Consider the following 18297-nt stretch of genomic DNA (forward strand, 5'->3'; position numbering starts at 1 on the left):
GATTTAGGAGGCTATCCATGAAATCTAGAAAAGACGAGATTTTAGCAGTTTTAGAATTAAAAACACAAGGGATGACGGCAGCCGCGGTCGCCAAAGAGTTGTCGATCGATCGAAGTAATGCGAGTCGCTATTTAAGTGAACTATTCAAAGAACAAAAAATTATTAAAAGCGATGGCCGTCCTGTAGTCTATTCCGTTGTAACAGAAGAAGACAGAGTACATGTGGACAGTTCCAGTGAGGTAACATTTGATAACTTAGTTGGGGCCCATGACTCTTTGAAAGTCAGCATCCAGCAGGCTAAAGCGGCGATTTTATATCCGCCGCGTGGCTTACATACTATCATCTTTGGTGAAACTGGAACCGGTAAATCGTTATTTGCAGAATGTATGTATCATTTTGCGGTTGATTCAAACACGCTAGCGAAAGATGCGCCATTTATTTCGTTTAACTGTGCTGATTACGCTCAGAATCCTCAATTGCTTTTTGGGCATATTTTTGGTGTGAAAAAAGGGGCCTACACTGGAGCGAATGAAGATAGCCCAGGTTTGATGTCAAAAGCCGATGGAGGAATTCTATTCCTTGATGAAATCCATCGCTTACCACCAGAAGGACAAGAAATGTTGTTCACTTTTATTGATAAAGGCATCTATCGCCCACTTGGTGAAAGTGGTCAAACTTATGAAGCATCTGTTCAAATTATTGGGGCAACGACAGAATCTTCTGAAAGCTTTTTAACAACCTTTAATCGCCGAATTCCGATGGCTATCACATTACCATCGTTAGATGCACGGTCACTTGATGAACGTTATGATATTATTTCATTGTTTATCAAACAAGAAGCTAATCGTTTAAATCAACGAATCGATATTAAAAGAGAAGCGATCCTAGCATTTATGTTATATGATGCAGAAGGCAATATTGGACAAGTCAAACGAGACTTAAAACTGGTTTGTGCAAAATCTTTTCTACATTATCGTACTCATAACGAGTCTAGTTTAGTGATCCAAAAACGAGATTTACCACTCCAAGTTCAAAAAGGATTATTAAAAATCAAAGAAGTGTCTGATCGTTTAGATCGTTTTGTTGATAGTAAAAGTAATTATCTAAGCTTTGAACCTGGTACGAATGAAGTGGTTTGGTCTCAAGATCCAGCTCGTGACATGCAGGTTTACAATGAAATCGAAGAAAAAGTGGCTACATTATCAGCTAATGAATTAGAAAATGTTAATTTGGAACAACTAATTTCCAGTGATATGGATGCCTATTTTCAAACATATGTGGATGAATTGACTCAAAATCCAGTACACAAAGAATTATTACCAGAGCCAATTTGGAAGCTAACAGATCAACTATATGATATCGCAGAAAAAAGATTAGAGCGTACCTACAATGAAAAAGCGCGTTTTGCTTTTGCACTCCATTTACAAAGTACGATCGAGCGAGTTAGAGAGGGACATGTAATCGTTCATCCTAACTTAAACAATGTTCGTAAAAAAATGAAAAAAGAATTTCAAGTGGCCATGGATTTATCTGCAATCATAGAAGAAGAAAACAATATTGAAATTCCTTTTGATGAGATTGGTTTTATCAGTATGTTTTTATCGATCAATGTCGGCAGTAAAGAAAAAGTTCATGAGAACAATGTTGGTGTTGTCGTTTTGATGCACGGTGATTCCACAGCTTCAAGTATGCTGAAAACAGCACAAGAATTACTTGGAACTGAGACTGGTGTGGCAATGAACATGCCACTGACCATGGAAGTTCAAACCATGTATGAACAGCTAAAAACGTTTGTATTGAATCATCGTGAAAAATTAGTCAATGGTATGCTGCTTCTAACGGATATGGGTTCATTAAACTCGTTTGGTAATTTGATTTTTGAAGAAACGGGTATTCGTACAAAAGCGATCACTATGACCAGTACGATGATTGTGTTAGAAGCTATTCGTATGGCTAGTGTGGGACGTAGTTTGGAAGATATCTATCAAAATATTCAAATGTCATTTGAAAGCATTATTAGAGAACAATTTAGAACGAGTCCGCAGAACCGAGATGAAGTTAAAAAAGCGGTTGTAGTCACTTGTTTCACTGGTGAAGGGGTAGCAGCGAAGCTGTACCAACGAATTTTACCCGTTATTGATGAAAACAAAGTAGAGATCATCCAAATGCAGTTCTTAGAACGTGAAGCATTTAAAAAGCACATCGACAGTTTGATGGAAGAGTATGAAATCAAAGCGATTGCAGGAACAGTAGATGTTGAGTACCAAAACATTCCGTTCTTTTCAGCCTATGATATCTTCGACGACGAAAAACTAAATGTATTAAAACGTATCGCAGGAGATGAAGTGCCAACTGAGAAAATCGTGAAATCATTAGGTGGCACGATCACGGCAGTCGATTCATTACAAAAATTAATTGTCATGCTGCAAAAAACAGTTCATCAAATCCAAACCGATATGCATATTATTGTAGAACCTGGTGTAGACGCTGGAATCGTGATTCATCTTGCTTTCTTAGTCGATGCTATTTTAAAAGGCGAAAAATCAAAAGAATTTGAGCATCTGCCTGAATTTATGAAAAAGAACCGCTTAGAAACAGATGTAACTAGAACCAATTTAATGGTGATCGAAAAAGCCTATCGTGTAGCCTTTACTGAGTCTGATATTGCACACCTTACACAACTGTTTTTAGAAAATAGAATTAAAGCTATCTCAGAATATAAACAAAATTAATTAGTGTGTAGCTTAAAAAATAATAGTGTGTACACAAAACGTATAGACCAAAACCCAGTTATCATGGGATTTGGTCTATATATTTTTTTGGCACGCTTCTTGCTTTATATAAACGTGTAAAGAAAACTTGAGATAGAAGGAGTGGTAACAATGGCTAAAAAAACAATTATGTTAGTATGTTCAGCAGGAATGAGTACCAGTTTATTAGTAACAAAAATGCAAAAAGCAGCAGAAGATCGTGGAATGGAAGCAGACATCTTCGCAGTATCGGCATCAGATGCAGATAACAACCTAGAAGCCAAAGATGTAAACGTATTACTTTTAGGACCGCAAGTGCGTTTCATGAAAGCACAATTCGAACAAAAATTAGCACCTAAAGGAATTCCCTTTGACGTGATCAACATGTCTGATTATGGCATGATGAACGGCGAAAAAGTATTGGATCAAGCAATTTCTTTAATGGGTAATTAATTAAAATAAAAAATGAATGGAGCGTTAAAATTATGGAAGAGCAACAAAATTTAGAAGCAGTTATGGGACTTATCATGTATGGAGGCAATGCTAAAAGCGATGCAATGGAAGCGATCGCAGCCGCTAAAGCAGGAGATTTTGAATTAGCAGATCAAAAAATTGTTGATGCAGAAGAATCTTTGGTTCAAGCACATCATTCTCAAACTGGTATGTTAACACAAGAAGCACAAGGAAATCATATCCAAGTGACGCTATTGACTGTTCACAGCCAAGATCATTTAATGACAGCGATCGCATTTACAGATTTAGCAAAAGAAATTATCGATTTATATCGTCGTATGGATAACGAGTAAACATTACTTGGATCTTGAGACAAACTAAAGAGTTGCTGCTTTTATAACAGCGCTTTTATAACGACCGATTTGAAAAGCAGCATGCTTTTTAGATAAATATTGTTTAGGGGGATTTACAAACGATGGACAAATTTGTTCAATGGATGGAAAAATATTTTATGCCGAAAGCTTCAGTAATTGCAGCACAACGGCACTTGGTGGCAATTCGTGATGCCTTTGTGGTAACGATGCCGTTAATGATTTTAGGCGCACTTGCAGTTTTGATCAACAATCTACCGATTCCTGGATTTCCAGAATTAATGGATAAACTATTTCCAATGATCGCCAATGATGCACCAATTTGGAAAAGCTTTGGTGGGAACATTTGGAACGGAACATTCGCCATTTTTTCAGTTTTAATTGCCTTTTTAGTGGCTTATAACTTAGTGAGATCTTATGGTAAAGATGGTATTGCAGCAGGAACTGTTTCAGTTGCTTCATTCTTTGCCGTTGGCGGACTAAGTGGTATGGATGCTACAGGATTATTTATTGCATTAGTTATTGCACTTATTTCAGGTGAATTATTCCAAAGATTAGTTGGGAATGACAAATTAGTGATTAAAATGCCGGATGGCGTTCCGCCAGCGGTTGCAAAATCATTTGCAGCATTATTGCCTGCGATGATCACGATCAGCTTGTTCAGTTTGATCACATCTATTTTATTAGGTCTTGGAATCGACAACATTGTGGTTTCATTCTATGAGGCCGTTCAAAAACCATTTATGGGATTGGCAAATAGCTATCCTTCAGCGTTATTATTAGCTTTTATTACACCATTCTTATGGTTCTTCGGACTACACGGAGCGAATATGGTGGATCCTTTGATGCAAACGATCAATGTTCCAGCGATCGATGCAAATATTAAAGCCTTAGAAGCAGGGGAAAAAATTCCTTATATCGTAAACAAACCGTTCTTTGATTCTTTTGTCAACTTAGGTGGAACAGGTGCTACGTTAGGTCTATTGATTGCCATTTTCTTAGTAGGACGCAAAAACAAACCATTTAAAGTCATTACAAACTTAAGTTTAGCACCGGGTATTTTCAATATTAACGAACCAGTAATGTTTGGTCTGCCGATCGTATTAAATCCGATCATGTTTATTCCATTTATCATTACGCCAATGGTTCTTGTAACAACAGCTTATATTGCAACTTCAACAGGTCTAGTTCCAGCTGCGACATTTATGCCACCTTGGGTAACACCACCGATCATTGGCGGATTCTTAGCAACTAAGAGTATTGCTGGTGGTGTCTTAGCTGCAGTTAACTTAGCGATTTCTGTCTTGATTTATATTCCGTTTGTAAAAGTAGCAACGGATCAATTCTTGAAACAAGAAGCAGTAGCACAAGCACAAGAAAGCAAATAGCCAAGTTTAATCAGGTAACCAATAGATAAAATTTCCTTAAGAAAGGTTGAGAGAAAAAGAGTAATCCTTTTTTCTCAATCGTGAGGAGATTTTATCTATTTTCAAATGAAAATAATTTATAGGAGATGACAATGATGGATTATCAATTTCCAAAAGGTTTTTGGTGGGGATCTGCAGCTAGTGGTCCACAGACGGAAGGTGTTTTTGAAGGGGATGGAAAAGCGCAAAATATCTGGGACTTTTGGTATGAAGAAAAACCTGAAAAATTCTTTAACAATGTAGGGCCAGATAAAACGTCACGTTTTTACAAAAAGTATCAAGAAGATATTCAATTGATGAAAGAAACAGGTCATAATTCTTTTCGCACGTCGATCCAATGGAGCCGTCTGATTCCTGATCCTGAGACTGGAGTAGTCAATCCAAAGGCGGTTGAATTTTATAATCATGTGATTGATGGTCTATTAGAAAATGGGATCGAGCCTTTCTTTAATTTGTATCACTTTGATATGCCAATGACAATGCAAGAAAAAGGTGGCTGGCTGAATCGTGAAGTCGTTGATCAGTATGTTTTTTATGCTAAAACTTGTTTTGAATTATTTGGCGATCGTGTGAAGAAATGGTTTACACACAACGAGCCGATCGTACCAGTTGAAGGTGGCTATTTATATGGGTGGCACTATCCTGATGAAATCAACTTAAAGCATGGTGTTCAAGTAGCCTATCACGAAGCTCTTGCCAGTGCTAAAGCAATCGAAGTCTATCATAGTATGAATTTTTTAGATGGTGAAATAGGGATCGTCCTTAATTTGACACCTACTTACCCAAGAGATGAACAAAATAAAGCAGACGTTGAAGCGGCACGTTTAGTCGATGGCTTATTCAATCGCTCATTCTTAGATCCGGCAGTGAAAGGTCATTTTCCAGAAGATATCATAAAATGGGTCAAAGAAAATGATTTAATGCCTATAACAACACCAGAAGATCTAAAAACAATTGCAGAGAATACGATCGATCTTTTAGGAGTTAATTATTACCAACCGCGCAGAGTAAAAGCGAAAGAGACTCCTGTGGAAATTGCAGGGAACAGTATTTTACCAGAAGATTTCTATGATGTGTACGATATGCCAGGTAAAAAGATGAATCCATATCGTGGTTGGGAAATTTATGAAAAAGGCATTTACGATACCTTAATGAATTTGAAGGAAAACTATGGCAATATCCGTTGCTATATTTCTGAAAACGGTATGGGCGTCGAAGGAGAAGAACGTTTTGTAAATGCAGATGGCATGATCGAAAATGATTACCGGATTGAATTTGTGACCGATCATTTAAAATGGGTCCATCAAGCTATTCAAGAAGGTAGCCAAGTTCAAGGCTACCACATGTGGACGTGTATGGATAACTGGTCATGGCTAAATGCCTATAAAAACCGTTATGGATTCATTGCAGTTGATTTAGAACAAGAAGGTAAGCGAACAATCAAGAAAAGCGGCTACTGGTTTAAGGAACTGACAAAAAATAATGGTTTTAATTAAAAAACACCTTTTGTTGAAAACGGTTCAAACGTTGGTTTGAAGGTAAAGAAAACGCACACAAAAGATAGTGTGTATTGCAGATTTATTAGTGTGTACACAAAGACGTATAGACCAAAACCGTGCTATTACTGGATTTGGTCTATACATCTATTTGGCACACTTCTTGCTTCATATAAAAGTGTAAGTACAACAACTATTAGAAGGAGTGTAAAAAATGGCTAAAAAAACAATTATGCTAGTATGTTCAGCAGGAATGAGTACCAGTTTATTAGTAACAAAAATGCAAAAAGCAGCAGAAGATCGTGGAATGGAAGCAGACATCTTTGCAGTATCGGCATCAGATGCAGATAACAACCTAGAAGCTAAAGATGTAAACGTATTACTTTTAGGCCCACAAGTTCGTTTCATGAAATCACAATTCGAGCAAAAATTAGCACCTAAAGGAATTCCTTTTGACGTGATCAACATGTCTGATTATGGCATGATGAACGGCGAAAAAGTCTTAGATCAAGCAATCGCTTTGATGGATCAGTAAAAATAAAACAATGAACGGAGTTACAAACGTGGAAGATCAACAAAATTTAGAAGCAGTAATGGGATTGATCATGTATGGAGGCAATGCTAAAAGCGATGCAATGGAAGCGATTGCGGCTGCCAAAGCAGGAGATTTTGACTTAGCAGATCAAAAAATTGTTGATGCAGAGGAATCTTTAGTCCAAGCACATCATTCTCAAACGGGTATGTTAACACAAGAAGCACAAGGAAATCATATCCAAGTGACGTTACTGACAGTTCATAGTCAGGATCATTTAATGACATCGATTGCATTTACAGATTTAGCAAAAGAAATCATTGATCTGTATCGTCGTATGGACAACGAATAAGCTGTATCATTTTCTTTTTTGAACGGAAGAAAATAGATGTTAAAGTTTTTTGAACGGGACTTTAACCACTACTTTGTTTTAAAGAGTTTTATCGCTCTTTGAATAAATATTATTTATAGGAGGAATTAAAAAATGGATGGATTAACAGCCTGGATGGAGAAATACATTCTACCTGTGGCCGGTAAAATTGGTGCGCAAAAACACTTAGTTGCACTACGTGATGCCTTTATCGGGACAATGCCGGCAACAATGGCAGGATCGATCGCCGTAATGATCAATGCGATTATTCGTGACTTGCCACAACAATTTTTCTCTGATTATGCAGCCAATCTTGCTGCAGATAAAGGGATCTTTGCAGTTATTAACGTTATTATTGGCATCAACGGATTTGTTTGGAATGGTACTTTGGCGATTGCCGGCTTGATTTTTGCTTTTTCTTGGGGCTATAATCTAGCAAGAGCATACAAAGTAAATGACTTAGCGGGTGGTATCGTTGGGTTGGCAACATTGATTCAAGGGATTGCGTTTGCTTATTCTAATACATTAGAAACAGCGGTTCCAAAAGAATTAATGAACACAATCAATGAAAACACTGCAACAAGTGGTTGGTCAGCAACAGCCGAAGGATTAACAGCTGGTGGTTGGGGTTGGTTAAAATTAGATCACTTAAATGGTAACGCATACTTCACCGTAATGATCATGGGTGCAATTTCTGTTATCATTTTCTGTAAATTAATGTTGGCGAATATCACAATCAAAATGCCTGATTCAGTTCCGCCAGCAGTATCAAAAGCGTTCGCAGCGATCTTGCCTGCAACGATCGCATTATATGTTATTGCAATTATCAACTTTGTAGTAGGTAAATTAACAGATGGACAATTGATCATCGATCTTGTTCAAAAATATATCGCGGAACCTTTCTTGGGACTATCTCAAGGTTTAGGTGCAGTATTGATCGTAACGATTTTCGTTCAAATTTTCTGGTTCTTCGGTATTCATGGTCCAAACGTATTGGCACCAGTTTTAGAAGGTATCTGGGGACAAGCACAATTAATCAATATCGATATTTTCCAAAAAGGCTACAAAGGCTTAACTGGTACGCCAGCTGTCTTGAAAGCCATTGATGATGGAAAAGCTTATATGTGGGTTCGTGGTTCATTTGATGCCTTTGCATGGTTTGGTGGTTCAGGTGGTACGATCGTCTTGATCATTGCTATCTTGCTATTCTCTAAACGTGCAGATTACCTAACTGTTGGTAAATTATCATTAGGACCTGGTATCTTCAACATCAACGAACCAATCATGTTTGGTTTACCGATCGTATTAAATGCAATCATGTTTGTACCATTCTTAGTAGCACCAGTTGTTGCAACAACAATCGGCTGGTTAGCAACGTACTTTGGATTAGTAGCGCCAGTATCACAACAAGTAACGTGGGTTGTACCGCCAATCTTGCTATCATTCTTAGCAACAGGAGCGGACTGGAGAGCGCCAATCGTAACGATCGTATGTATGGTCGTAACATTCCTGATCTGGACACCGTTTGTTATTGCGGCTAACAGAATGGAACCAACTGATTTTGAATAAAAAAAACTAAATAGTATGTTGCTTTCACTTCAAACGAGGTGAAAGCAACAGCATTATTGTTAAGGAGAGGTTAAAATGATTACAATTGCGAGTGCAATGCAACAAGAAGAAATCAAGAACTTATTAGAAAGCTATGACGGTGGCGATTTTACATACACTTTCAAAGAAAAAAAAGGGATCAAATTAGCCTTTGATGTAACTGGTGATAAAGAAGAAGCAGCGAAAAAAGCAAAAGAAATTATCAAAGCACAACCTTGGGGCGGTGTCTTGTTCTTCCAAGCAGCTGCAGTTTAAAAAGATTGGATGGATGCAAAATGGTAAGAAACGGTTTATTTGTATGTAGTATCGGCTTAATTATAATTTTATATGCGCTGAATCCTGCATCGATGCAATATGATTTGTTAAGTATGACTACAGGTATTTTCTTAGTGGTTGTTGGAGGGTACTTTTTCTTCAAAGGCAGAAAGAAAGAAGAACAAAATAAGAAAGAGAATAACGAGGTGAAAAGATAATGGAAATTATAAAAAAAATGAATATTCCAGCATCTGTTTTTTATGACCAAGTCATGGATTCTGTTTTGTTTGATATACGAAAGCATACGGGCAAAAGTTTAACAAGAAAACAACTAAACAACTTTGAATATGTTAAGCAATTTTCAAAAAATAGCCGAGCGCGGATCAAAGTAGAAAAACTTGTTGAAAATACATCTTACCATTTTCGCACATCAACAACGAAAAATGATTTCTTGGTTCAATATGATATCAAACCATTAGATGAAAAATCGTGTGAGATTCGTTATAACGAGAAAATGGAATCATATGGATTTTTACAAAAAATGAATGATGCCGTACTGGGTACGATCCTGATGTTTTTTAAAAAGCGTCAGTTTACTAAAATGTTAAAAATGATGGAAGAATCATATTGATGAGAGTGTCATACTGGCACTCTTTTTTTGTTTTTACACACAAGATACACAGTGTAACGTGTGTGTAAAACAGTGTGTTGAGAAAGCGCTTTATATCGTGCGGTTTTGGTCTAGATCAATTTGGCATGATTTTTGCTTATTATAAGAATGTAAGGTTATATTGATACAATATTTTGTGTAGATCAGTGATTTATTTTAGAGGGTATGAGGCTGTTTTGAAAAGTGCAAACTTTTTAAATAAATAAATTTTTGGGAGGACAAAAAATGAATGGATTAACTGCGTGGATGGAAAGGTATATTTTACCTATAGCTGCGAAGATTGGAGCGGAAAAACATTTAGTGGCATTAAGGGATGCCTTTATTGGTATGATGCCAGTTACGATGGCTGGGGCGATTGCTGTCTTATTAAATGCATTTATGCGTGATTTTCCTAATACGTATTTAGGAGAAGGCAATGCAATCACCAGCTTCTTTACACCCGTGATTGCGATAAATGGATTGGTTTGGACGGGAACGCTAGCAATCATGGCTGTTGTGTTTGCCGCATCTTTGGGTTATAACGTGGCAAGAGCTTACGATGTCGATGCATTATCAGGTATGCTAGTCTCATTAGCTGCTTTTTTCATTGGCTTGCCACAAAGTGCAACAGCGACTGTTACCTTGGCCGAAAAATTACCAAAAAATATTGCGCAACTATTTACGGATGCTGGTGCGACGGTTAATACAGTTGATGGTGTTTCGGCAGTTGATGCTGGTGCTTGGGGGTATTTCCCGTTTAGTAAATATATGGGGGGGACAGGCTTATTTACAGCAATGATTTTTGGGTTTATTTCTGTTATTATTTTTGCTAAATTGATAAAGAAAAATATTGTTATTAAGATGCCTGATTCAGTGCCGCCGGCAGTTTCAAAAGCATTTGCTGCGATTATTCCTGGTGTAACTGCTTTATATGTTTCAGGTTTGATTTATCATGTATTTGAACAATTAACAGGAAAATTATTGATCGACTGGATCTCTGAATCCATTCAAACGCCATTGCTTGGTTTGTCTCAGGGTTACGGAGCTGTCCTTTTAATTGTGTTGTTAGTGCATGTTTTGTGGTTCTTCGGACTTCATGGGACGAATATCATGTCACCGGTTTTACAATCGATTTATGGTGTTGCGATGGTTGATAACACCAATGCTTATCAACAAGGACAAGAAATCCCTTATAAATGGGTTGCGGGTTCCTTTGAAGCATTTGTTTGGCCTGGTGGAGCGGGTGTGACACTGGTCTTGATTATTTCAATCCTGCTTTTATCTAAACGGGCGGATTATAAAACGGTCGGCAAACTTGGCATAGGACCGGGACTATTCAATATTAATGAACCAGTGATGTTTGGGATGCCAGTTGTATTGAATCCGATTATGCTGATCCCATTCATCTTAGCACCGATAGCAACAGCTACGATCGCTTATTTTGCAACAATGGCTGGATTAGTGAACCCTGTTGTTGTAAATGTGATTTGGGTAATGCCGACGATTATTAGCGGGTTCTTAGCAACAGCGGGTGATTGGCGAGCAATTGTTTTAACGATCGTCAATTTGGCTGTGGCATTTGTGATTTGGGCTCCATTTGTTATTGCAGCAAATAAAATGGACCCAAATCTAGGTGAGCCAGAAGAATAAGGGTACAATCTTTTTAGCCTTATTTAGTGTAAATGAACATCAGATGATGAGACTGGGATATGACGTTGATAGTCATATCCTAGTCTTTTTTTGTCCATTGACAGAGTTCGCTTTTTTCTGGACATCGTTGCGTATTGGAGTACAATGAAAAGTAAATCGTTATTTTAGTTAGGGTGGTCACAGTGGAAAAAGAAGTACGTCTTATGGGTGAAGAAAAAATTGATGAGATATTTGATTTAGCAGCATATGCTTTTAATGCTGAGCCAACGGAAGAACGAAAATTACGTTTCAAGACCATGGTTGCTCATTCGTTGAATTATGGGTATTTTTTAGGAGATACTTTAACGAGTCAAGTGATTTCTACGCCATTTAAAGTAGCCTTCCATGGAACATGTTATCAAATGGCTGGCATTGGTTGCGTTTCGTCTTATCCTGAATATCGGGGACAAGGTGGTATTTCAACGATTATGAAACAGCTGTTAACAGAATTAGCTGAAAATAAGGTTGAACTTGCTTACTTAGCGCCATTTTCATATCCTTTTTATCGAAAATATGGTTTTGAGCAAGTATTTGAACAAGTTAGTTATACAGTTAAGGCGGTAGATTGGCCAAACGTGAACGCAACACCAGGACAGATGAAACGAGTGACTTATGAAAAAGCCAAAAGTGTCTGTCAGCATATTTATTCTGAGTTACCAAGCAATCAAAGAGGGGCAGTGATTCGGGATGATTGGTGGTTTGGTTACGCATTTGGTCTAGATGGTAAGAATCGATTTGCGCTCTACGAAGATGAGTTGGGAAATCCTCAGGGATATTTGATCTATCAATCTAGTGCAGAGCGTTTTGTTATTAAGGAGTGGGGCTATGTAACAAATCAAGCCTTTCAATCACTCGTTCGTTTTATTGGTTCGCATAATGGGTCATCACGAGAATTTTATTTAGAAACAGGGTTTGATGGCACAAATCTAAGCTATCTGATGTCATCTCCTTTAGTAGAAATGAAAATCACTCCTTTTATGATGGCCAGAATCGTTGATTTAGCCAGTTTTCTTGGTAAATATCCTTTTACAGAAGGGAATAAAGAAACGTATTATCTTAAAGTTGAAGATGAGTATGGTTTGTTGAACCAAGGAATATGGGAATTACAAATAACTGAAATGGGTCAGAGTACTGTCAAAAAGCGTGATCAAATTCCTGAATCATTGACAGAAGAGGAAGTGATTATCAGTACGATCCAAGTTTTGACGCAACTTTTTATGGGGTATCGTACCGGGAGTGAATTATATTTTTATGGAAAAATCACAGGATCAGAAAAGCTGATTCAATCATTGGATCAGCGCTTAGTAAAAGGTAAGCCGATTTTAGCAGATTACTTTTAAAAAATAGACGAAGTGAGTTGGTTGTTTCAATACTCACTTCGTCTATTTTAATTTATGCCTTACTTTCGTCATTTTCTATTGTTTCTCCTGAGGGTTCTTCATGATAGTCTTTTAACGCTTCTTTAAAAATTTCTTCTTTTTCCTGCTTATAATTATCTTGGCGTTCAGCAAACACTTTTTCTTTTGGTTTATCAGTCATACATGTTACCTCTACTTTCTTTTTATTTACCGAATGGTATGACTCAACCTTAACATCGATAGATAGACTTTGCGAGTTTTTTGACTATAAGCAGATGATTAGCGGAACTAGCTAGAAGTCCTTATAATATAAGATAAAGATATGTATAATAAGTTTAAAATTGAAAGGCAGTGAACAGCATGAGTAAAACAAAAGAAGAAAAAGTTGCAAGAAATGGTAAAATTGGGAAAACATTAGCCGTTGTTGTCGGTGGGCTTTATTTGGTTAAAATGCTGAAAGGCAAAAAGAACGTTAAAAAATAGAAACTGTTGGGAAAGCGGTCTTGATTTTTAGGTCAGGATTGCTTTCTTTTTATTTTTCATTGACACTGACTGAAAAGACTTCTAAAATATATAGGTGAATGTTCTCGTAGCTCAGTAGGATAGAGCGATTGCCTCCAAAGAGAGAACACATCTGGTTTTTAATTAGTCGGAGGGGAGTATTAAATTTTGTTTTGTCCCAGTACCTCAGTAGGATAGAGGGTTCGCCTCCTAAGCGAAACGTCGCAGGTTCGATTCCTGTCTGGGACGTTATAGAAAGTTCGCTGGAAGCCTTTGTAATAACGGTTTTCAGTTTTTTATACATGTTCCTATATAATACCATTCAATTAAATAGTTTTAAATCTTTGTAGACACTTTTTGTCCATTTATCTCACCATGTCCTTGTTGTACAAGGTAAGCAATCAATTAAGCAGGGATTATTCATAAGGGTATGTTATAGTTTGTAGAAAAAATAAAAGAGGTATGTTATGGAAATAAAGGATAATATCCGTGGGTATCCTAACAATTCAAATCTTAAGTATAATCGTTTGGGGCAAATGTATTTTGATGATCTGCTCTACGTTACAAAATGGACTGTACAAAATCATATCCTTCATAGTGAAACACAGTTTGTCTACTTAGAACCTGAACAATTTAATTTTGATAGTTCGACGATAGAATCTTTGAAAACAGGCCTCAATCATAACGGATTTCTTCCCGAATACGACGAAATACTAAGTCCGTATCACCGTAATAAACACCTAGAACTTTACTTTGTAACTAAGGGATCATTACGCATTAAGGTTCAAAAAGATTTTTATACGCTGAATACTGGTTCTGCCTTGTTTATTAATTCAAATACAAATCATAGTGATGTCATTTCATGGGAACCACTAGAGTTGTATATTATTGGCTTTAATGAAAATTTCTTTCAGGATAACACACTTCAGGCTATACAAAACACGAAGTTTCGTCATTTCATCAATCAGTCTTTCAAAGTGCAATATAAAGATAGCGAAGCGTGGTTTATCGATACTAAAGATGGCGGACAATTTTTAAGACACTACACAGAACTTATACGTGATGAGTTAGCGGTACGTACTATAGGATATGCTGACATGGTTCGAATTGCTAGCCTTCGTATACTGGACGGGTTCTCTAAAGAAACGACAACGATAGTCAAAGACTCAGGGAGAAACCATAAACTACTAGTATTTCATGAGGTAACTCAATATTTAGAACATTACTATGGTTCTGCCAGTTTGACTGATTTGGCTGATTATTTGAAATTTTCTAAATCCTATTTTAATCGCATAATTAAGGAAGTTTCTGGAAAAACTTATACGGATTTACTACAGGAGGTTCGCATCGAAAAAGCTAAGGAAATGTTACGGAAAACGGATGAGCCGATCATGGAAATTGCCCAGAAAGTCGGCTATACAAACATGACTTATTTTTATGAATTATTTAAATCAATGACGGGTGTTACACCAAAAGAGTATCGTGAAAAGACTATTTAGTGCCTAAAAGGCTAAATAGTCTTTTTTTTTAACTTTCCAAGACAATGACAGGGTATTCAAATCACTCTATAATACTCTTATATCTTGAACTTAACTATTTCAAGATTCAGGTTGAGGAGGATATTGTATCATGACATATGAAATTGATTATCGTGCACTTGTTGGAAAAATGACACTTGAGGAAAAAGCATCCCTTATGTCAGGAGAAAATTTTTGGTATTCACAGAGTTTGCCACAACATGGCATCCCAGCGATTATGCTCACAGATGGTCCCCATGGGCTGCGTAAGCAAATTGGTGATGCTGATCACTTAGGGATTAATGGAAGTGTTCCAGCAACATGTTTCCCTACTGCAGCGACTATCGCAAATAGCTGGGATGTTGATCTCATTCGTGAGATGGGAGTAGTGCTTGGTACAGAAGCTGCAGCAGAATCTATTAGTGTTGTTTTAGGACCTGGTATGAATATCAAACGTGATCCATTATCTGGGCGTAACTTCGAATATTTTTCAGAGGACCCTTACCTATCTGGTAAACTCTCATCTGCACTGATTCGAGGTATGCAAGAGAAAGGTATTGCGGCGTGTGCGAAACACTTTGCTGTTAACTCTCAAGAGTACTTACGAATGACGATTGATGAAATTGTTGATAAACGTGCATTACATGAACTTTACCTTGAATCTTTTAGAATGGCTGTCCAAGAGGGAAAGGTAATTTCGATGATGACCTCTTATAATAAAGTCAATGGCATATACACCAATGAGAACGATTATCTTTTAAATACAGTACTCAAAAAAACATGGGGCTTTGATGGCTTAATTGTCACAGACTGGGGCGGCAATAATGACCGCGTTGCTGGTTTAAAGGCTGGTAACCAACTTGAAATGCCTTCAACCATTGGTGTTACCGATTTAGAAATCGTAAACGCTGTCCGTTCTGGAGATCTTGAAGAATCGTTACTTGACACCCGTGTTTTAGAGCTCTTAAAAGTTGTGAATAAAATTAAGCCCTTACCTGCTGAGGCTGCCGATATGGAAGCACATCACGAAAAAGCTGTCGACATTGCAAGTCAGTCGATGGTTCTATTAAAGAACAAAGATAATTGTTTACCTTTAAATCCTAAAACGAAAGTCACAGTGATTGGCGATTTTGCAGAAACACCTCGTTATCAAGGGGCTGGTAGTTCGTCAATCAATGCTTACAAGCTGGATAATCTTTTAAATGCCTTAGATGAAACAGATATTGAGGTCGTGGCTTATGCAAAAGGCTTCGAGCGTTACGGTAATACAAAAAAAGCTGTCTATGATAAAGCTTTACAAGCTGCTGGGCAAGCAGATACGCTCCTAGTCTTTCTGGGGTTAGATGAAAGCTATGAGTCAGAAGGGGTAGATCGCAGTCACCTCGATTTACCACAAGACCAAATTACACTCATCAATCAGTTAACCAAACTCAATAAAAAAATAATCGTATTGCTTGCCGGTGGAGCTGTCATGAGTTTACCATTCATCAATGAAAGTGATGCTTGTATCCATACCTATCTTGCTGGACAAGGTGGTGGTAAAGCCCTTGCGAAAATCTTAACGGGTGAAGTGAACCCTTCTGGAAAACTATCCGAGACTTACCCGTTATCATACGAAGATGTCTCATCGGCTGGTTACTTTCCTGGTAAAGAAGCTATATCAGAACATCGTGAAAGTATTTTTATAGGATATCGCTATTTTGATACGAAAAAAATACCCGTTCAATTTGAATTTGGTTTCGGTTTATCGTATACAAGCTTCACCTACAATCATGTTATGTTTGAAGATAATCATATAACTTTAGAAGTTACCAATACGGGGGCTGTAGGTGGGAGTGACGTCGTACAAGTCTATGTACATAAAAAAGACTCACCATTAATGCGAGCAGATCAAGAATTGAAAGGCTTTGCGAAAGTTCCTTTGCAAGCGCATGAAAAAAAACGTGTAACCATTGAGCTTTCTGACCACGCCTTCCATTTTTACAATGTAGAAACAGAAAGCTGGGCCATTGAAGAAGGGGCTTATGAAATTCGTGTAGGCAGCAGTTCGCGCACCATTCATCAAGTCATAGAAGTGACTAAAAATGGGATTCAAGCACCTGTAACAATGTGCAATATTCCTAAAAGCTATAAAGAGCTCGATATCCATAATATCTCAGACAGTGATTTTGAAGCTTTAGTCGGCTATAAATTACCAGATTCAAATTGGGATCGTAAAGCTCCAGTCAATTTGAATACAAGTATCGTAGAGACAGCCACTAAGGGAGTTGTCGGTAAGTTTGTTAATTGGATAATTCTTCGCATGTATAAGAATAAAATGAAAAAAGGAGAGCCTCATGCGGCGAATGCCATTTTATTGGTACAAAGCATGCCTTTCCGTACATTATCCCGTATGACAGGTGGATCGATTAATGAAGAAATGTTAGCTGGCATGATGATGGCGGTGGATGGTCATTTCTTTAAAGGTACAACAAAAGTTATCAAAAATATACCATCGAAAAAATCAAAGTAAACTTATCTGATTGAGTCTATCGTTCTTAATTTGCTAAGTCATGACACCTCATAACTAACAATGCCTGATTTTTTAGGGGTGTACGCCAAATAATGTGGAGTACAGAGATTGATCCTCAGGTCAACGACCAACACTTAACTCAGATCGATATTCTGCAAATAAGACCCTAAAAATGACCAATCGTGTTCAATAGTAGACTCAAGCTTTTGATTATAAAAAACAGCTGCAGGATGATAGATTGGAAACAGTGTGTAGGTATCACTCGTTGCAGTAAGCTGATTTGTCTCACTTGAGTAAGTCAGAATTGGTAAATGGAGCAATCGTCCATGATAGGTTGAAATCTTAAAATTATTCCCTAAAAGACGTTGCAGACCAGTATTGCCCATTGGTACAAGGATTTTAGGCTGGATTATTTGGATTTCGTAATCTAATAATGGTGCATAAGCCAATACTTCCGCTTTATTAGGTGTTCGGTTAGGGTATTTTGTTTCGACGAGACCAGTTTTTTTATTGCGTTGCTGTTTGATACTGAAAGGTCTGCTTCTAACTGCGCTAGTGATGTAGATATCCTCTCGGTTTAATCCTGCTTGTGCTAACCAACCATCTAGTTTTTTTCCTGATCTACCGCTAAAAGGAATGTTCGTTTTGATTTCAGTTTCCCCAGGAGCTTCTCCGATTAACATCAATACTGCATTTTTAGGACCTTTTCCAGAAAGAAACCCTTCTAGCTGATGACCGTGCATTTTTTATTCAACGATTTCAACTAATTTTTTAGGATAGTTCATGATGGATGTCTTCTTTCTAAAAAA

The 18297-nt window shown here is 37.4% G+C and carries 18 protein-coding genes and 1 tRNA gene; 17 read left to right on the plus strand and 2 right to left on the minus strand.

Annotated features, from left to right (window positions below):
• Positions 1–17: 17 nt before the first annotated feature.
• The 13 genes from ATZ35_RS09245 (at position 18) to ATZ35_RS09305 (ending at position 12940) form a co-directional block, all read left to right on the plus strand.
• A complete protein-coding gene (locus tag ATZ35_RS09245; protein ID WP_208926992.1) occupies positions 18–2732 on the plus strand; it encodes a sigma-54-dependent transcriptional regulator in 2715 nt (904 codons plus the stop codon).
• Between the two features lie 150 nt (positions 2733–2882).
• Positions 2883–3203 (plus strand): PTS sugar transporter subunit IIB, encoded by a 321-nt coding sequence (locus ATZ35_RS09250; protein ID WP_086280250.1) that lies wholly within the window; start codon positions 2883–2885, stop codon positions 3201–3203.
• A gap of 32 nt (positions 3204–3235) precedes the next feature.
• Positions 3236–3556 (plus strand): PTS lactose/cellobiose transporter subunit IIA, encoded by a 321-nt coding sequence (locus tag ATZ35_RS09255; RefSeq protein ID WP_010771280.1) that lies wholly within the window; start codon positions 3236–3238, stop codon positions 3554–3556.
• A 122-nt stretch (positions 3557–3678) separates the two neighbouring features.
• Entirely contained in the window at positions 3679–4962 is a 1284-nt protein-coding gene (locus ATZ35_RS09260) for a PTS sugar transporter subunit IIC (RefSeq protein ID WP_208926993.1), read from the plus strand.
• Positions 4963–5096: 134 nt separating this feature from the next.
• Positions 5097–6497, plus strand: a complete 1401-nt coding sequence (gene gmuD, locus ATZ35_RS09265; protein ID WP_279614928.1) for a 6-phospho-beta-glucosidase GmuD — start codon at positions 5097–5099, stop codon at positions 6495–6497.
• Positions 6498–6711: 214 nt separating this feature from the next.
• Positions 6712–7032, plus strand: coding sequence for a PTS sugar transporter subunit IIB (locus ATZ35_RS09270; protein ID WP_086280261.1), 321 nt, complete (start codon positions 6712–6714; stop codon positions 7030–7032).
• Between the two features lie 28 nt (positions 7033–7060).
• Complete coding sequence (locus ATZ35_RS09275; protein WP_086280263.1) at positions 7061–7381, plus strand: PTS lactose/cellobiose transporter subunit IIA; 321 nt, start codon at positions 7061–7063, stop codon at positions 7379–7381.
• Positions 7382–7513: 132 nt separating this feature from the next.
• Positions 7514–8968: a PTS sugar transporter subunit IIC gene (locus tag ATZ35_RS09280; RefSeq protein WP_208926995.1), complete on the plus strand. Its 1455-nt coding sequence runs from the start codon at positions 7514–7516 to the stop codon at positions 8966–8968.
• Between the two features lie 75 nt (positions 8969–9043).
• Entirely contained in the window at positions 9044–9262 is a 219-nt protein-coding gene (locus tag ATZ35_RS09285; protein ID WP_010764088.1) for a hypothetical protein, read from the plus strand.
• 20 nt (positions 9263–9282) lie between these two features.
• Positions 9283–9480, plus strand: a complete 198-nt coding sequence (locus ATZ35_RS09290; RefSeq protein ID WP_010764089.1) for a DUF3188 domain-containing protein — start codon at positions 9283–9285, stop codon at positions 9478–9480.
• Positions 9480–9893 carry a DUF3284 domain-containing protein gene (locus ATZ35_RS09295; RefSeq protein WP_025872033.1) on the plus strand — a complete coding sequence of 138 codons (414 nt, stop codon included), beginning with the start codon at positions 9480–9482 and terminating at the stop codon, positions 9891–9893. The genes ATZ35_RS09290 and ATZ35_RS09295 overlap by 1 nt, the downstream gene beginning before the upstream one ends.
• Before the next feature lie 264 nt (positions 9894–10157).
• Positions 10158–11561, plus strand: a complete 1404-nt coding sequence (locus tag ATZ35_RS09300) for a PTS sugar transporter subunit IIC (RefSeq protein WP_208926996.1) — start codon at positions 10158–10160, stop codon at positions 11559–11561.
• 182 nt (positions 11562–11743) lie between these two features.
• Positions 11744–12940 carry a GNAT family N-acetyltransferase gene (locus ATZ35_RS09305; protein ID WP_244148140.1) on the plus strand — a complete coding sequence of 399 codons (1197 nt, stop codon included), beginning with the start codon at positions 11744–11746 and terminating at the stop codon, positions 12938–12940.
• Between the two features lie 52 nt (positions 12941–12992).
• Here ATZ35_RS09305 and ATZ35_RS09310 read toward each other — a convergent pair whose 3' ends face one another.
• Positions 12993–13139, minus strand: coding sequence for a hypothetical protein (locus ATZ35_RS09310; RefSeq protein WP_208926997.1), 147 nt, complete (start codon positions 13137–13139; stop codon positions 12993–12995).
• 179 nt (positions 13140–13318) lie between these two features.
• On the opposite strand from ATZ35_RS09310, the gene ATZ35_RS16880 reads away from it, so the two are divergent.
• The 4 genes from ATZ35_RS16880 (at position 13319) to ATZ35_RS09325 (ending at position 17488) form a co-directional block, all read left to right on the plus strand.
• Entirely contained in the window at positions 13319–13441 is a 123-nt protein-coding gene (locus tag ATZ35_RS16880) for a hypothetical protein (RefSeq protein WP_279614904.1), read from the plus strand.
• Positions 13442–13634: 193 nt separating this feature from the next.
• A tRNA-Arg gene (locus ATZ35_RS09315) sits at positions 13635–13708 on the plus strand.
• Between the two features lie 218 nt (positions 13709–13926).
• Entirely contained in the window at positions 13927–14958 is a 1032-nt protein-coding gene (locus ATZ35_RS09320; RefSeq protein WP_208926998.1) for a helix-turn-helix domain-containing protein, read from the plus strand.
• 130 nt (positions 14959–15088) lie between these two features.
• Entirely contained in the window at positions 15089–17488 is a 2400-nt protein-coding gene (locus ATZ35_RS09325; protein WP_244148141.1) for a glycoside hydrolase family 3 C-terminal domain-containing protein, read from the plus strand.
• 134 nt (positions 17489–17622) lie between these two features.
• On the opposite strand, the gene ATZ35_RS09330 is transcribed toward ATZ35_RS09325, so the two are convergent.
• Positions 17623–18231: a uracil-DNA glycosylase gene (locus tag ATZ35_RS09330; RefSeq protein WP_244148142.1), complete on the minus strand. Its 609-nt coding sequence runs from the start codon at positions 18229–18231 to the stop codon at positions 17623–17625.
• Positions 18232–18297 lie beyond the last annotated feature (66 nt).

It is taken from the genome of Enterococcus rotai (assembly GCF_001465345.1).
Lineage (GTDB): Bacteria > Bacillota > Bacilli > Lactobacillales > Enterococcaceae > Enterococcus_L > Enterococcus_L rotai.

Bases quoted from the DNA above. Each gene is read 5' to 3' on its own strand.
- ATZ35_RS09280 (WP_208926995.1), top strand. From the start codon at position 7,514: ATGGATGGATTAACAGCCTGGATGGAGAAATACATTCTACCTGTGGCC.
- ATZ35_RS09320 (WP_208926998.1), top strand. From the start codon at position 13,927: ATGGAAATAAAGGATAATATCCGTGGGTATCCTAACAATTCAAATCTT.
- ATZ35_RS09260 (WP_208926993.1), top strand. From the start codon at position 3,679: ATGGACAAATTTGTTCAATGGATGGAAAAATATTTTATGCCGAAAGCT.
- ATZ35_RS09325 (WP_244148141.1), top strand. From the start codon at position 15,089: ATGACATATGAAATTGATTATCGTGCACTTGTTGGAAAAATGACACTT.
- ATZ35_RS09245 (WP_208926992.1), top strand. From the start codon at position 18: ATGAAATCTAGAAAAGACGAGATTTTAGCAGTTTTAGAATTAAAAACA.
- gmuD (WP_279614928.1), top strand. From the start codon at position 5,097: ATGGATTATCAATTTCCAAAAGGTTTTTGGTGGGGATCTGCAGCTAGT.
- ATZ35_RS09250 (WP_086280250.1), top strand. From the start codon at position 2,883: ATGGCTAAAAAAACAATTATGTTAGTATGTTCAGCAGGAATGAGTACC.
- ATZ35_RS09290 (WP_010764089.1), top strand. From the start codon at position 9,283: ATGGTAAGAAACGGTTTATTTGTATGTAGTATCGGCTTAATTATAATT.
- ATZ35_RS09255 (WP_010771280.1), top strand. From the start codon at position 3,236: ATGGAAGAGCAACAAAATTTAGAAGCAGTTATGGGACTTATCATGTAT.
- ATZ35_RS16880 (WP_279614904.1), top strand. From the start codon at position 13,319: ATGAGTAAAACAAAAGAAGAAAAAGTTGCAAGAAATGGTAAAATTGGG.
- ATZ35_RS09330 (WP_244148142.1), bottom strand. From the start codon at position 18,231: ATGCACGGTCATCAGCTAGAAGGGTTTCTTTCTGGAAAAGGTCCTAAA.
- ATZ35_RS09270 (WP_086280261.1), top strand. From the start codon at position 6,712: ATGGCTAAAAAAACAATTATGCTAGTATGTTCAGCAGGAATGAGTACC.
- ATZ35_RS09300 (WP_208926996.1), top strand. From the start codon at position 10,158: ATGAATGGATTAACTGCGTGGATGGAAAGGTATATTTTACCTATAGCT.
- ATZ35_RS09295 (WP_025872033.1), top strand. From the start codon at position 9,480: ATGGAAATTATAAAAAAAATGAATATTCCAGCATCTGTTTTTTATGAC.
- ATZ35_RS09285 (WP_010764088.1), top strand. From the start codon at position 9,044: ATGATTACAATTGCGAGTGCAATGCAACAAGAAGAAATCAAGAACTTA.
- ATZ35_RS09310 (WP_208926997.1), bottom strand. From the start codon at position 13,139: ATGACTGATAAACCAAAAGAAAAAGTGTTTGCTGAACGCCAAGATAAT.